Annotated in this window: 13 protein-coding genes; 10 read left to right on the top strand and 3 right to left on the bottom strand. The window is 53.9% G+C overall.

Going from position 1 to position 15,868, the window contains the following annotated elements:
- Positions 1-47: 47 nt before the first annotated feature.
- Together QUD34_RS13215 and QUD34_RS15185 are read right to left on the bottom strand one after the other, a co-directional pair.
- Entirely contained in the window at positions 48-1,583 is a 1,536-nt protein-coding gene (locus tag QUD34_RS13215) for a hypothetical protein (protein WP_286354181.1), read from the bottom strand.
- Positions 1,584-2,189: 606 nt separating this feature from the next.
- Complete coding sequence (locus QUD34_RS15185) at positions 2,190-2,615, bottom strand: leucine zipper domain-containing protein (RefSeq protein ID WP_375379981.1); 426 nt, start codon at positions 2,613-2,615, stop codon at positions 2,190-2,192.
- Positions 2,616-2,831: 216 nt separating this feature from the next.
- Between QUD34_RS15185 and QUD34_RS13210 the strand changes: the two genes are divergently transcribed.
- The 10 genes from QUD34_RS13210 (at position 2,832) to QUD34_RS13170 (ending at position 13,141) form a co-directional block, all read left to right on the top strand.
- On the top strand, positions 2,832-3,863 hold the full coding sequence (locus tag QUD34_RS13210) for a sugar phosphate nucleotidyltransferase (protein ID WP_286354180.1): 1,032 nt from the start codon (positions 2,832-2,834) through the stop codon (positions 3,861-3,863).
- Entirely contained in the window at positions 3,860-4,567 is a 708-nt protein-coding gene (locus QUD34_RS15180) for an acylneuraminate cytidylyltransferase family protein (protein WP_375379980.1), read from the top strand. Before QUD34_RS13210 ends, QUD34_RS15180 begins: the two co-directional genes overlap by 4 nt.
- The gene (locus QUD34_RS13205; RefSeq protein WP_309568507.1) at positions 4,564-5,826 is read left to right on the top strand and encodes a polysaccharide biosynthesis protein; all 1,263 of its coding nucleotides are present in this window, start codon (positions 4,564-4,566) and stop codon (positions 5,824-5,826) included. Before QUD34_RS15180 ends, QUD34_RS13205 begins: the two co-directional genes overlap by 4 nt.
- On the top strand, positions 5,789-6,955 hold the full coding sequence (locus QUD34_RS13200) for an aminotransferase class I/II-fold pyridoxal phosphate-dependent enzyme (RefSeq protein ID WP_286354179.1): 1,167 nt from the start codon (positions 5,789-5,791) through the stop codon (positions 6,953-6,955). Before QUD34_RS13205 ends, QUD34_RS13200 begins: the two co-directional genes overlap by 38 nt.
- Before the next feature lie 50 nt (positions 6,956-7,005).
- Complete coding sequence (locus QUD34_RS13195) at positions 7,006-7,623, top strand: acetyltransferase (protein WP_286354178.1); 618 nt, start codon at positions 7,006-7,008, stop codon at positions 7,621-7,623.
- Positions 7,624-7,631: 8 nt separating this feature from the next.
- Complete coding sequence (gene neuB, locus QUD34_RS13190) at positions 7,632-8,639, top strand: N-acetylneuraminate synthase (RefSeq protein ID WP_286354177.1); 1,008 nt, start codon at positions 7,632-7,634, stop codon at positions 8,637-8,639.
- Complete coding sequence (neuC, locus tag QUD34_RS13185) at positions 8,636-9,844, top strand: UDP-N-acetylglucosamine 2-epimerase (RefSeq protein WP_286354176.1); 1,209 nt, start codon at positions 8,636-8,638, stop codon at positions 9,842-9,844. The genes neuB and neuC overlap by 4 nt, the downstream gene beginning before the upstream one ends.
- Positions 9,845-9,915: 71 nt before the next feature.
- Positions 9,916-10,860 (top strand): GumC domain-containing protein, encoded by a 945-nt coding sequence (locus QUD34_RS13180; RefSeq protein ID WP_286354175.1) that lies wholly within the window; start codon positions 9,916-9,918, stop codon positions 10,858-10,860.
- A gap of 9 nt (positions 10,861-10,869) precedes the next feature.
- Positions 10,870-11,940 (top strand): NAD-dependent epimerase/dehydratase family protein, encoded by a 1,071-nt coding sequence (locus QUD34_RS13175; RefSeq protein ID WP_286354174.1) that lies wholly within the window; start codon positions 10,870-10,872, stop codon positions 11,938-11,940.
- A gap of 37 nt (positions 11,941-11,977) precedes the next feature.
- Positions 11,978-13,141: a glycosyltransferase family 4 protein gene (locus tag QUD34_RS13170; RefSeq protein ID WP_286354173.1), complete on the top strand. Its 1,164-nt coding sequence runs from the start codon at positions 11,978-11,980 to the stop codon at positions 13,139-13,141.
- A 480-nt stretch (positions 13,142-13,621) separates the two neighbouring features.
- Here the strand turns inward: QUD34_RS13170 and QUD34_RS13165 are convergent, their stop codons facing one another.
- A complete protein-coding gene (locus tag QUD34_RS13165) occupies positions 13,622-14,974 on the bottom strand; it encodes an Ig-like domain-containing protein (RefSeq protein WP_286354172.1) in 1,353 nt (450 codons plus the stop codon).
- Between the last annotated feature and the right edge of the window lie 894 nt (positions 14,975-15,868).

The following is a 15,868-nucleotide window of genomic DNA, read 5'->3' as shown; positions in this document are numbered from 1 at the left end:
TTCATGTCGCCCTCATGGTTGTTTTCATCAAAACAAGTAAATTGGGTTTACTTCTCAATTTGGAGTTTAGGTAATATGAATTTTTTAAAGTAAAATCGAAAAGGATAATTCAGGCACTGAAAAATGGTTTTGAATATCAAATAAGGAATAAAGGTGCCTTTAAATCGAAAACAATTTTCAACAATAATTTTCATATTCCCAAATTTTAAAGTCGTACAATTAAAATCAAACTGCCGAAACAGAGAGCCTCGTTCGCCAAAAATATAAAGAGCGTATTTCAAGGCGCCGACCCTAGGCTTAGTTTCCAGTGTATCGGTCAGAAGAGTGTTAAGTTCATTAAAATTTTTGGGGCAGTAAACTGCATTGAGATGTATGTAAAAAGCTCCTCCCAAGAGTATTACTGGCTTTTGCCAATAACTACCTTCAATGCCTACCGTGGATCCAAAGACAATGATTTTCTCGCAACTATCGATCAATTTATAAGTAGATATGGGAGAAGATGCTGGAATAACTGTAATATTCGGAAAAACATCAAACATGGTGTTCAATTTCGTGTGATATTTGTATTTTATATTGATTAAATTTGGATGAATACGTAAATAATAATGAATAGAAGGGTCATGCAACGTTTGGCGAATTAAGTAAAGGATCCCTTCTATCTGATTATCAAAGATTTTGTATTTGTCGAATGAATCCCCGATGGAGAAGAACTCGTCCTCTGAAGAATTGAAAATGACAAAATTCCTCCGGGCTGGATCGAAGTCCTCGGGCAGAAGATTTGGATCTTGGTGGGCCACATAGACCCTATCGGAGGCGAATTCAGCGTTTCGTCTTCTTTCATAGAAAACAGAAGCCACTTCCTCTCGATTCCCTTGGTCCAGATAGGTCTCCCAGTTGAGATCGATTAGGCGCGATGCATTGTCAATATCATGTGGGAGACTGTTCTCGAACCTCACGACATGCATGGACTCAAGTGAGGTGGAGAGCGTATTTTCAAGCACAATGGTTTCAACCTGGCGATTCAGGCCTACTTCCATAAACGGTCGGTAACCGTGGAAGCGGCCATTGACGAGGCAGACCCGATCAGGTTCTTCCACTTCCAGCATCCGAGAGGTGGATTCTGTGAGAATTGCAGAACTTTGTAGCAGTTGGTCGATGAAATTCCGGGTTGTCCTGTTGAGGTCTGGGTCTAGGTTCCTTGTCTTGGAGACATAAGTGGAAACCACACCGAGGCCTAGGTTGATTCCTCTGTATTCTATTTTTTTTACATCTTCAATCGAATCATAATCAAAACGAAGCGATCGACCCCTCGATAGCAGTTTTGAATCGATATAATTACCAATATTTTTAAGAATAAATCTGGGCTGGTTGATTTGCTTCAATACTATGTTTCTTGAAAGTATACATTCTTGGCATTTAATCCATGAATTTTCGTAATTAATATCACATGGACGCAATTGCCCTGTGCATGTTACAAAAACAACCGAGTTTGCTTCGTCTCGAAGCTCCTCCAAAGCTTCATCCAGAAGCAAGGATAGATTATTACTCCCAACGGAGTATGGGCTATGAAATGCAATTTTCATTTTGGTAATCCATACATTAGCATCCGAGTGTCATGGTGTCGCAAGTTCCCCAATACACAGTCAGACGGCAAGAATATCACGGGAGCGAATGATCTGCCCTCAAGCGGTCATCGTGAGGGGGATGAGACTCGATGTTCAATAAGCAGGCTAAGAATCCTATAAACTTGGAGCTCCGAAGGAAAGCTTTGAGAAGGGGCGGGGAGGCAGAAGAGGTGCCAAGGATGGGGACACCGCGAGGGACAGATTGTATTTGCCTTGAATGTAGGCGGCGAACGGGAGCGAAGGTGTCACCGATTTGCCGAAAGCATCGGGGTGAGCGGCCAGACTTTCAATCCATGGCTACAGTACTACGAAGGCTTGGAAATCCGGAATTTCGAGAACTGAGGCCGTTTCAGGATGGAAATAGCCGTCTGGAACTCCGAGTGGTCGACCCGAGTCTGGATAAAGACATACTCAAGGGAATGTATTCAAAAGTATTTAAAGGTTGCGGTGTGGTTATAGCCGGTGTACTGGGTCCAGAAGGACTATGGGTTCAGCGAGCGCTTGTGGCCGGGGTCTGATGAGTATCACCCGGCCAGGTCCCGCGTACAAAGATCGGCGAGATCCCTAGCTGTCGATGGCAACAAGGTTGTTCAGCCTTGCGACTGGGGCTGACTGCTGAGGGCCGAAACGGGTCCTGTGGTGATTGTAGTAATTGAGGCAGGCGCTGAGGGCATGGCTTCGTTTGTCTGGACTCAGCCGGATGAGGCCATAAGCCCACTCTCGGAGGGGGCTGGATCGGCCGCTCGGCCTTGCCGCTGGTTCTTGGATGGTAGACTTGTGGCTTCGCGATAGGCGATACGAGTGGCTGGAGCAGTCCCGGAGGCCTTCCGAGCCCTCGACCTTGAAGTGGGCCAGCCAGCGACAGGTGCTGTGAGCGCTGATCCCGATGAAGGCGGTCGCAGCCTGAATGGTCCAGCCCTCCTGAAGCACTCGCCGGATTAGTACAACTCGATTGGCAGAGCAGGGCTTTGCTGAACTGAGGAGGTTCATTTGAGACTGCGCGAACGCTGTTTGTTGGCGCTTTCGGCTTCCCGGGTTTCGGGTGAACAACCGGATTGGCACTAACATGTGTTAGCTATAAACAAGTTGTTTAATATTCCAACACAGCGAGCCAGACGACTTCGATGGGTTCTCGTGATTGCCTCCGAACTGCGAATGGTATGATTGAGGTTGATTGCTGTCCAAAAGGTCTCAAGAGGAACCGTGATGTATCGTTCAGACATTCCCGTGGTCAGCCCAATGGATTCCATCATCCAGGGAATGAAGGCCTTAGATGCAGCCGGCCTTGAAATTGTCCTCGTTGTAGAGGACTCCAAGCTGGTTGGGCTAATGACCGATGGGGACCTTCGGCGAGCTCTCCTGAGCGGGCTCGGGTTTGAAGGTCCAGTTGGGAAGGCCATGCAAACCAGGTTCACATGGGTGTCCCCAGAGATGAATCGAGCCGAAGTCCTCGACATCATGAAAGCCCGCGGGTTCAAACAGATACCCATTCTTGGCCCCAATATGGAACTTCTCGGGCTGCATACGATAGACGATCTGCTCGGGACCAAGCCACGAGAAAATGCAGCCCTCATCCTCTGTGGCGGCTTTGGGACCCGGTTGCATCCCATCACGGCCACCATCCCGAAACCCATGATTCTGGTCGCCGGACGCCCGATCCTGGAGCGCATTGTCCTCCACTTGGTCGGCTCAGGATTTCGGAAGATTTTTCTCGCAACACATTACCTGAGCGAAATCATTGAAGCCCATTTCGAAGACGGCAAAAAGTTCGGGTGCTCGATCGAATACATCAAGGAAACCGTACCCATGGGTACCGGGGGGGCACTCGGCCTGTTGCCTCCGAGCATTACCTCACCTCTGCTGGTAATGAACGGGGACCTCGTCACGAATTTCGATGCGGGCCGCATGATCGATCACCACACCGCATCTGGAAACATGGTGACGGTCGGCTACTCCACGCACATCCATGAAGTCCCATTCGGAGTCTTGGACCTGCAAGGGGACCGGGTTTATGGCTGGCAGGAGAAACCAAGGGTTAGTTTCCCGGTCAGCGCGGGCGTCTATGTCGTCGACCCGGCGGTTCCCCCAAGGCTTCGTCCGCTCGGTCCGACTCCCATCACCTGGGTGGTCGACAATTGCCTCTCGCAGGGTGAACCTGTGGGTGTGTTCCCGATCGGGGATGACTGGGTGGATGTGGGTCGGCATGAGGAATTGAAGAAAGCCCGGGGTGATGCGTGAAGACGCTTGCCCTCGTGACCGCACGAGGAGGGTCCAAGGGGTTCCCCGGGAAGAACTTGGCCCTATTGGGCGATCACCCCCTGGTGGGCTGGAGCCACCGGATACTCTCTTCATTCCGATCCCTGCATCAGGCAACTCGACTGTTCCTCTCGACCGACAGCCGGGATATCGCGGAGGCTTGGCCGCCAGAAGACCGACCCAACCGCCTTCGCCCCCCGCACCTCGCCTCTGATACTGCTGCGAGCATGGATGTTGTGCGATACGAGATGGCGCAGGCCGCGGCGGAAGGGTTCGAGGCTGAGGCGCTCCTGCTGCTCCAGCCGACCTCCCCCCTGCTGGCCCTTGAGGACCTCGAGGCGGCTTGGTCCCTCCTGGCTGGAGGAGCCCCCTGCGTCGTTGGCATGGTACCTCTGGACCACCCTATCCAGTGGACCTGGAGCCTGGGCCCGGAAGGCACCCTGCACCCGCTATTCGAATTCCGCGATGCATCAAGACGCCAGGATCTCCCCCAGGGATTCCGCCCCGCAGGTTTCTACCTGGCCCGACGCAGCTTCCTCGATGCGCAGAACTCGTTCATCGTTGAAGGTCTCACCCAATCCGTCGTTGTGCCTCCAGAAAGGGGCATCGACATCGACCGACAATCGGATCTTTGGATGGCCGAGGGGTTGCTCCGCCACAACGGATCCTCGATGGGAGCTAGATGATGGCAGAAACACGCCTCCTTGAACTGGGGCGACTGGTCACCGGCCGCAAGCAGTCCTTGTTCGAATCGGATTACAGGGCGGCCGCCGTCCAGCTTGAGGAGGCGTTCTCGAATCGGCGCATCCTGGTCGTCGGGGCCGCTGGATCGATTGGAAGCGCCACCCTCAGGTGTCTCTTGGAATGGCGTCCGGGAGAGGTCCTGCTCGTGGATACGGCCGAGAACAACCTTGTCGAGGTGCTCCGGGAGATCCGATCAGATCCCAAGGTCGGCGAATCCAACATCGCCATCGAACCCATTGACTTCGGCTCCCCGATGATGGAGAGCATCCTCGCCGGCCAGGCAGGCTTTGATTGGGTATTCAATTTCGCCGCAGTCAAGCATGTGCGGAGCGAGCGGGATGTTCCGAGCCTTCTCCAGATGGTGGACACCAATCTGCTCAAGGCGGACCGGTTTCTCGGGTGGCTGCGGAAGTACGGCCATGGCCAGATGGGGGTGTTCTTCGTGAGCTCCGACAAGGCCGCTAACCCGGCCAACCTGATGGGCGCTTCCAAGAGGATGATGGAGCAACTGCTCATCTGGCACGGATCGGAGGATGCCTCCCAGGGCAATCTCCATGGCGAACCCATCGAGGGCAACCCGCTGCGATGCACAACGGCCCGATTCGCCAATGTGGCCTTCTCCGATGGGAGCCTGCTGCTCGGATTCCTCAACCGGATTGCCAAGGGGCAGCCCTTGGCCGGCCCGAGCGATATCCGCCGCTACTTCGTGACCCTGGAAGAGGCGGGTCAGATTTGCTGCCTGGGCGCCATCTGTCCCTCCCACGGGCAGATTCTGGTACCCCGCCTGTCGCTGGCGGATGACCAGAAGAATTTCAAGCAGATCGCCGAACTGGTCCTCCATCACTACGGCCTTGAGCCGAGATGGCTGGACACGGAGGCCAGCGCCCGTCTGGCCACCCCGTCGGGAACCACCTGGCCCTGCTTCTTTGCTCCTAGCCAGGCGATGGGTGAGAAGGAATACGAAGAGTTCGTGGGCACCGGGGAAACCCCGCTCGAAATTGGCCTGGATAACCTGCACATAGTCGAGCCCCCTCCTCTGCCCGAAACGAAGACCCTCAAGGAGGTCTTCGGAAAGCTCGCCCGATGGCGCGAAGAACCCGACCTCTGCACCGGGAAGGAGCAGATCGTCGACTGCATGAAGCTGGTGGTGGATTCGCTGCACCATGTCACCAGAGAACATTCGCTGGACAAAGGGATGTGACAAGATGATCGCATTAGCTGAACCCAATCTTTCCGGCAACGAATCGGAGTACATACGCCAGTGCATGGACACCAACTTCGTCTCCTCAGTGGGCCCATTCGTCCCCCGCTTTGAAGAGGCTTTCGCCCAGTTCGTGGGTACTCCTCATGCCGTGGCCGTATCCAACGGCACCGCGGCCATCCACATGGCGCTCATCCTGGCGGGCGTCGGCCCCGGAGACGAGGTCATCGTCAGCGACTTCACCTTTGCCGCCTCAGGGAACCCCATCTTCTACCAGGGTGGGACCCCCATCCTGGTCGACTCGGAGTTCGATACCTGGAACCTGGAGCCTGGTCTCGTGGTCGAGGAACTCGACCGGCGCGCCCGCCTCGGCCTGCGCATGCCAAAGGTGGTCCTGGCCGTGCACATCCTGGGTTATCCGGCCCGGATCGAGGCCATCGCGGACGCCTGCGATCGCCACGGAGTCTGGCTGATCGAGGATGCCGCTGAAGCCCTCGGGGCCCGCTACACTGACGGCCCCTACAAGGGGCGACAGGTCGGCACCATCGGTCGGATTGGATGCTTCTCCTTCAACGGGAACAAGATCATGACCACTGGAGGCGGGGGGATGCTGGTGTCCTCGGACGCCGCCCTGGCCCAGCGAGCCAAATATCTGATCACTCAGGCCAAGCTTCCCGGCTATGCCTATTTCCACAACGAAGTGGGGTACAACTACCGGCTGACCAATCTCGCGGCAGCACTCGGAGTGGCCCAGCTTGAACGCCTCGACGCCTTTCTCGACAAGAAGGCTGACATTGCCCGCACCTACGATGAAGCTTTCCAGGGCCTCGAAGGCCTGCGCTGCCCTCCTCGCCCGACGGGGTTGACCCCGACCTTCTGGCTATACTCCGTGATGTTCTCTCGCCCCTGGGAGCAGCCCCTAGAGCAACTGCTAAAAAGGGGCGTCCAAACCCGCCCCTTATGGACGGCCCTGCACCTGATGCCCCCCTACCAGGGGGTCCCGCTTCTCGGATCGGGAAAGGTGTCCGAATCCCTCTGCTCCTTTGGCCTGTCCCTCCCGTGCTCCACGAGCCTGTCCAAGAAGGATCAAGCGATGGTCATCGAGGCCGTGCGAGAAATCCTCAAGTAGAGTCAAGTCCCGGCCATCCCAGTATTCCCCGTCAATGATGAGTCCCGCAAATGAACAAACCCCAAATAATATTAGTTGGAGCCGGCGGTCACTGCCATTCGTGCCTTGATGTCATCGAACAGCAAAATATATACGAGATTGCCGGTCTAATTGACAAAGAAACGGAAATCGGTTCTTTACACTTAGGCTACAAAGTAATCGGGACAGATGCGGACCTCTCCCGATTGTCCAAATCATACAGCTACGCACTAATTACAATTGGACAAATCGAATCATCAGAAAATCGAGTCCGATTATATGAGAAAGTTCAAAGCCTTGGATTCAAACTACCTATTATTATATCACCGCGTGCCTATGTGTCTAAAAATTCAATTGTCGGAGATGGATCTGTCATATTACATGGAGCAATCGTCAATGCAGGCTCAGCCATTGGCAACAATTGCATCATAAATACAAGCTCTCTTATTGAACATGATGTAAGTGTTGGGAATCATTGTCACATTTCTACCGGTGCAATTCTTAACGGCGATGTAACAATCGGGAATGGCAGTTTTGTGGGTAGTGGAGTTACGATTAAACAAGGCGTCAGAATTGGAAAGGAATGCATTGTGGGGATGGGACTCACTGTGCGACATGATCTTGCGGATTACACTCGGTTCATTGGTTAGGGATAATTATGGTTAAGAGAACACTCATCATAGCCGAGGCCGGGGTCAATCATAACGGTGACCTCATGCTTGCCAAGAAACTTATTGCTTCTGCGGCAGTTGCAGGGGCCGATATCGTAAAGTTCCAGAGCTTTGTTACCACCAAACTGGTCTCGTCTTCTGCGCCGAAGGCCAACTACCAAAATGCGACAACTAATCCGAGTGAGAGCCAGTTCGAGATGGTCCGAAAGCTGGAATTGACCAAGGAGGACCACCTTGTCCTCCTTGAAACCTGCCAACAGCACGGGATCCAGTTTCTCTCCACCGCGTTCGACCCGGAGAGTTTTGACATGCTGATCGAACTCGGCATCGACTGGGTCAAGATTCCTTCCGGCGAGATCACGAACCTCCCCTTCCTCCGCCATGTGGCCAGGACCGGGAAACCGGTTCTCCTCTCGACCGGAATGGCCACCCTCGGCGAGATCGAGGCCGCGCTCGATGTCATCGAGCAGGCCGGCACCCCCCGTGACAAGGTCACCGTTCTCCATTGCAGCACCGAGTACCCGACCCCCATGGCCGAGGTAAACCTCCGGGCCATGTGCAACATGGGCCACGCGTTCGGAGTCGAGGTCGGCTACTCCGACCACACGGTTGGGATCGAGGTTCCGGTGGCCGCTGTGGCCCTGGGTGCCACGGTGATCGAGAAGCACTTCACGACGGACCGGAACCTTCCCGGCCCCGATCACCAGGCCAGCCTCGAACCCCACGAACTGAAGGCCATGGTGGATGCCATCCGCAACATCGAGCAGGCCCTCGGCGACGGCATCAAGCGCCCCAATCCAAGCGAAATCAAGAACAAGGGCATTGCGCGTAAATCCCTCATTGCCGCCCGTGCGATTCGCGCAGGGGAGCGTTTCACGGCGGACAACCTGACCGCCAAGCGCCCAGGCACCGGCATCTCGCCCATGCGGTGGGACGAGGTGCTTGGCCGGGTGGCCCATCGGGATTTCGCCCCTGACGAATTAATCGACCTATGAATCGCAAAATCTGTGTGGTCACTGGCACGCGTGCGGAGTACGGGCTCCTCCGGTGGATTCTCCAGGAGCTGAAGGACTCACACCGGGCAGAGCTCCAGATCCTGGCCACTGGAGCCCATCTGTCCCCGGAATTCGGCCTGACCTACCGGGACATCGAACGCGACGGGTTCTCCATCACCGCGAAGGTCGAGATGCTGCTCAGTTCCGACACGGACCTCGGAACTTGCAAGTCCATGGGGCTCGGATTGATCGGCATGTCGGAGGCGTATGCCCGGCTGGCCCCGGACCTGGTCCTCCTCCTGGGAGACCGGTTCGAGGTACTGGTCGCCGCCTCGGCCGCCCTCATCCTGGGCATCCCCGTGGCCCACCTGCACGGAGGGGAAACGACCGAAGGTGCGTTCGACGAGGCCATCCGCCATTCCGTCACGAAGATGGCCCACCTCCACTTCGTCGCGGCCCCCGAATACCGGGCCCGGGTCATCCAGCTGGGTGAGGCCCCTGATCGGGTTTTTATGGTGGGCGGGTTGGGCGTGGATGCGATTACCCGCGTGAACCTGTTGAGTCGCCAGGAACTCGAGGCCTCGCTTGAGTTCCAGTTGGGGGCGAAGAACCTTCTAGTGACCTTCCACCCCGTGACCCTCGAAGGGGGGCAGTCCTCCCATCAGATGGCAGAGCTTCTCCGGGCTCTCGACCAACTTGACGATACCCATCTGATATTCTCGATGCCGAACGCAGACGCCGGAAGCCGAGACTTGGCCCGGCAGGTTGAAGGCTTTGTGGCGGCTCACCCGAATGCACGGGCCTATACCTCGTTGGGTCAGCTCAGATACCTGTCCTGCCTGAAGTGGGTCGATGGGGTGATCGGGAATTCGTCCAGCGGACTTGCCGAGGCCCCCAGCCTCGGGATTGGAACGGTCAACATCGGCGACCGGCAACGGGGCCGTCTGAAGGCGGCCAGCGTCATCGATTGCCCTCCGTTCCATCGCGACATCCTGGACGCCATACACAAGCTGTATGACCTCTCGTTCCGGCAGATGCTCCCATCCGTCCGGAATCCCTACGGGGATGGCGGGGCCAGCCGGCGGATCGTCCAGGTCTTGGAGAAATTCCCCCTGGATGGCATCCTGAAGAAACGATTCCATGACCTGGATGGCGTAGCGACTGACCTGAATCCGGAGCCGACTCCCACGAGACCAGTCAGTTAATCGGCCGCCCACCCTCCTGGACAGGACTCGACCTGCAATTGGGGTCTTCGACCCGAAAGGGATACCAGCGAATGAACGATTCCTTCACTTCCAAGGCCCTGGCACTCCTGGGCAGCGCGAAACGGTCCCTGGGCCTAGCCCTTCTGGCAGGGCTCCTGACTGCCCTCTACTCCCTGGCCCTGCCGGATTACTACCGGTCCGAGGCACGCCTGCTACCCGTGGAAAGCAAGGCGCTCGGGGGGAATCTGGGTGGCTTGGCCAGCGCGGCGGCGGCCTTCGGCGTGAGCATCCCGGGAGGCGATGGCAGCGACGCAAATTTTGTCGATATTCTCAACAGCCGTTGGTTGCGCGAAAAGCTGCTCCAGACCGAATTCCAATTCCACGAGCGCACTTGGCGATTTGGGCGCGCCGAAACCCAGAAAAAGACCCTCTACGATTACTTGAAGGCCAGGAATATGGATCGGGCTATCGCGGGATTGACGACCGTCCTGACGGTTTCGCGGGACATGAAGTCCAAGGTGATCACTCTCAGCGCCGAGACGACCTCGCCCGAACTGTCTCAGTCCGTGGTTCGGGAGGCCGTAAGCCTGCTTGAGACATTCAACCGCGAGAAGGGCCGCACCCGCGGCGGGGCCAAGGCGCTGTTCGCAGAAGCCCGGTTGGTCGAGGCCCGGAAGGAAATGGATGAGGCAGAGGATGCGTTTCGCCGATTTCTGGAAGTCAATCGCAACTACCAAACGAGCAGCGACCCCGCCATCCGCCTCAAAGGCATCCGACTTGAAACCGAGCTCCGACTTCGTCAGCAGCTCGTCAGCTCCATCTCCATGACTCGGGAGCAGTCTCTGCTAGAGGAGAAAAATGATCTTCCGATCCTGAACCTTCTTGATGCAGGCAACCTTCCTTTCGACAAGAGCCGTCCAGCCCGTGCAAACATGGTTTTTTGGGCCTCATTCTTTACTGGATTGTGTAGCTGGGCTTGGTTTAATCGTGAATGGCTACGGGTTAAACTGGGATGAATTAGGGCCATGGAATCACCTCTGGGGCACATGTCCAGAGGCAATCGGCTCGGGCCAACGGACAATGAATCTACTGATCTGGCCCTCTGCGGGGCGGGCCGATTTTCAATCATGCCTCTAGGAGACACTTCATTGAAAGTATTGGTTACAGGTGGCGCAGGGTTCATCGGTAGTAATCTCGCGGAATGTCTGCTCGAAATGGGCCATTCTGTACGGATTCTCGACAATTTCAGCGAAGGGGATAGGCGAAACCTTGAAGATCTTAAGGGTGACCTGGAGATTATGGAGGGAGACATCACCCGATCAGAGGATTGTGCCCGTGCCTGCCGCGGCGTGGACCTTGTCACCCACCAAGCCGCCTTGGGGTCTGTTCCTCGGTCGGTCGTCATGCCTGAACTATACTCCTTTCACAACCTTCACGGTTTTGTCACCTTGTGCAATCAGGCCCGGCTTGCGGGGGTCACAAGGATTGTCTATGCGTCCTCTTCCTCCATATATGGCGACTTGAAGGAAAGTCCGATCTCCGAAACCAACCGCGGGCTTCCCTTGTCTCCCTATGCGGCCAGCAAACAGGGAAATGAAGACTTCGCAGCCGCCTTCCACTACGCACACGGAATGACTCTCGTAGGCCTTCGCTATTTCAATGTGTTCGGCCCGAAGCAGAACCCTCGAGGGCCCTACGCAGCCGTCATCCCGCTTTTCGTCTCCCAGTTGCTTCGAGGGGAATCCCCCACCATTTTTGGTAGCGGCGAGCAATCAAGAGATTTTGTTTATGTAAGGAATGTGGCCCAATCCAACATCCTCGGACTTTTCGGAGACCTTCCTCCCGGTGCGCACCTGATCAATGTCGGCAGTGGCCAACGAACCACCATCAATGATCTCTACCGTCTCATCGCCCTTGCCCTACACTCCTCCATCACCCCTATCCATGTGGAGGAACGCAAGGGCGATATTCGGGACTCTCTTGCGGACATCCAGCGGGCAAAATCACTCTTGGGTTACGAAAATTCTATTGATATACATGAAGGGATTTCCAGGACGGTGGAGTGGTGCCGTAATCATCCTGATCGCCTTCGCTAGATTCTCGCCCGTGTTGCCCTTATAAGATGTGGATTCAATGACAGAATCGCCAGCAATATCCAATAAACAATTCATCTTCTTTACCAACATTCCCGCACCTTACCGGATCGCTTTTTATAATGAACTGTATGAGCGAGGCCTGGATTTCATCGTCTATTACATGCGGGAGACGGAAAATGACCGGAATTGGGTTTTGGATAGGGCTTCACTGAAGCATCCCTTTTACATTGACCGCGGCTTCTATTGGAGGCTTGGTCGCTTCCACATCCATTTCAATCCGCGCCTCCTATGGATGTTGCTCACCTCTCGTAGGAAAGAGGTCGTCATTGGCGGCAGTTGGAATGACATCAATGTTCTCATTCTTGCGACATTGAAACGATTGGGCCTTTATCGGAGCCAATTACATTTCTGGTCTGAGGCCAACTATCTTACTATCGGCGCCTCAAACGACAACATGATTAAGAAATGGATGAGAAAATATGTATATAATGCCTCGACTGGGGCTCAGATTAGTTCCGGTCGGATGGTCGAGATCACTTTCCAGAAATGGGGTATGCCAGACAAGGCTTTTATCGATCTCCCCAATACCATTGATGAATCGAGTTTCCAACTCACAAACGAAGATGTGGAACAAAGATATCTTCGAATAACTCCCACTATCCTTTTTTCACTCCGGCTTGATGAACGAATCAAGGGCCTCATTAATTTCTTGAAGGCCATTGGGGACGATAACATTCGAAAAGCCCGCTTTGTAGTCGCTGGTGACGGTCCGGATCGAGCCTCTGTCCAGGCCTATCTTTCAGAACACAACATCGAGTCCCATGTGCAATTGCTGGGACACTGCGAGACTCAGCAACTCGTTAGGCTGTACAGGGAAGCCCAAGTTCTTACCCTCCCCTCCTTCACCGATGCCAGCCCCCTCGTCCTAGTAGAGGGACTAAGGATGAAACTTCCATTGTTGGTATCCAATCGTTGTGGGAATCATTTTGAGGTCCTGGAAGAAGGCAAGAATGGGTTCTTATTCGATCCCTTTGATCCCAGCCAAATCAAAACAGCTTTCGAATCCATGCTATCCAGGCAAGCTGATTGGAAGCAAATGGGAGAGGCAAGTGGCGAAATTTATTCAAGGATATTTGACTGCAAGAGCGTGATTACCCGATTCATTTCCGAATTGAACACCTTCACGCCAGTCGCAAAATGATTAGAGGCTTTTTTGAGGTATGGGACTGGTCCAACCACCCGCTCCGACAAATTTGAGCAGGGGCGTTCAAAATGTCACAGCCATAGCGTTCAGGTGCCCACCATCGACACCCGGAAGATCGGCAGATTGCTCAGTGAGACCTCCAGCATCGATTGGCTATCCAGCCTGGCATTGGCACCCGAAGAGGGTGATGGGCTTACCGGGCGGAATTTCTTGAAGGGGGTGGTCGGGGATCGGCAGAGCATCATTTTCAGTGGCGCCGGCCACAGCATTCAGCAGATGCTGGCCCATCGCAGAGTTCACCCGGTATGGTTACAAGCGAATTCAGGAGGGCGGTAGGTAATTTGCTAGCCACATTATGAAGGCCTGGTCCGTTCCTCAATGTCGCTTGAGTTTGCCGGGGGGTGCCGACCAGTTAGCGCTACTTGAAATCATTGAAGCGACGGCACCTGCTTTTGTATGTTCTCTGACATGCCGATTTTATTTTCTACTGCATGTGCCATTACCATTATGCTCCGCAAGTTGAGCCTTGTACATCCATACCCCAGAGCCCGTGATATTGCCGAGGGAGTCGATCGTTAGACTACTTGTGAAGTCAATAAAATAATGCCTGGCGAAATCAAAGATACTATTGTATTCTACGCTTAACAATAGCGTAGCGTCATTTTCATTAAAAGTGCCCCCGATTTTAATGGAGATACCGCCATGTGAGTCTGTGTAGCTATCGCTATATGGTTGACCATTGACAATGGAAAACCGAAAAGGGGTTAATCCATATAGACCGGTATTTTCAAGGTTACATAGATATATACCATCGTATTTATGTGTAGAAGCCAATACACTGGTTGTGAATTCAATTGGTGTGACTCCGGCGGCAGAAGCAGTGGTATTTTGTTGGCCGGTATTATAGAAATATCCTGCCCAACTTGCAATCCCACTGGTATTAGTAATTATGGTCTGAGGATTGTTATAATCACTCCCTGAGGTGGCAGAAAAGAATGTGATTTGCAATTCAGGAACAGGGTTTCCAAGTTGATCAATAGCAATCACTTGGAGTGGATATGGTAGTAATAAATATTGAGATACTGCTTGCTCATCTCCAGATATTTTGATAATAGCTTTAACTTCACCAGGAGGTGCTTGGGTGGCTACTGCGCTGAATTTTATATCTATTGAGGCAGAAATTGTAGCATTTAATGTCTGAACTCCGAGTGTCGGACCTAATTTCCACATTGTAGAGGCTGACCCATGTACATCTGTTACTGATGATGAAGGGGTGGTTGCTCCTCCGTCACTCGCTATAAAAGCCACGGGGACCCCGGCCACTGGATTTCTATAGGTGTCGTTTACAACTACCGAGAGCAATAGTGGAAGTTGCTGCAGTTGTTGAGCAGTTTGATTATTGCCAGAAAGAATATCTATGCTTTTGGGTTCCCCAACAGTTGCGATGGCACTAAAGGTGGCATAAATTATGGTTCCAGATGGAGTAATAGCTCTTGCTTCCATAGTTTGAACCCCTGCTATGGTCCCCAGTGTCCATATCCCTCCTGCCAAACCATTTGCATCGGATATCATTGTTTTGGCGAATATTTCCCCTCCACCTGATGTCACTACAAAATTAACAACGAAGCCGGGAATTGGTTGGCCTTGTTTGTTTAGCACTTGAGCAACTAGTGGTGCCGATAATTGAGTACCGACCACCGCGGTTTGATTATCACCGCTAGATATGGCGATCGAAGCAAGTGTCATATCCTTCGTTCCTGGCGAACCTCTACTGCCGGTACATGCTGTAAGCGCAATCATTATAAGTAAAAAGAATGCAAGTCGCTTCATACCATTCTCTCCACCCTGGACACCGTCTTCTTCTTGGTGGGCATGGCTGCCAAGCCGACCCCAGTTTAGGTTGCCAACCGAACTGTCGCACGGGTGCAGATTGGCAGAATGAGACAAGATTCCCCCACTCTGGTGACCAGTTCTGGCCCGATGTTCGAAACCAAGCCAAGGATCATGTGATTTTGCAGTTTGAGATGGCATCATGATGGGACTGGGATCTCCACCCCGTGGTGCCCATTCTCTTTTCCAAATCTGGATTGATTGGAGTTGTATTGGTGGACTGAGCGAAAGAAGGTGGAGTCGACCGGAACTCACCCCATTGCTACGCAAACTCCAGCGGGGAAGGTTCTTCATTCGCTTCCGGATATGCCTCTCGCACAACAGCCTTCTTAGTTGACATGTTCGGGATTCACCCTGAATCACCCTCATCTCATCCACAGATAGAGCAATGGCGAACTGAAGCACTTCGGTTCTACATCAGTTCCAGAAGCCATTTCCGAAGTCAGTGATCTCCCCCGGTGACTTCGATACCGGAAACTGACCCCGTGTATGCCCTGTAGGCCACCCCTTCACTCACCTGGAAGGCCCCAGACAATGACGCCACGGTCTATCTGAGATCTGGCGGGTCTCGGTTTTTGGAGTAGGAACCTCGGGACTCCGATGCCACCCCTCAACCCAGTACCAGGAGAAGCGTCACATTCTCGATCTCCGGATGCTTCAGGTATCGGGTCTTTGGGACTACCAAGTCTTCGAACTTCGCCGTCGGTTGGTAGAAGGCCTGGCCCGAGATTCCGAGCCAGCGGGTTGCGACAGAAAACCGGGATGAACCAGCAACGATCCTTCTTTACCGCATTTCCCCAGCATGGTCTACATGGGAGGAAACCGCCGTCCTTG

The sequence above is a fragment of the Geothrix oryzae genome, assembly GCF_030295385.1.
GTDB classification, from domain to species: domain Bacteria; phylum Acidobacteriota; class Holophagae; order Holophagales; family Holophagaceae; genus Geothrix; species Geothrix oryzae.
The sequence above is the reverse complement of the archived record's forward strand: the minus strand, read 5'-3'. Positions and strand labels throughout refer to the sequence as shown.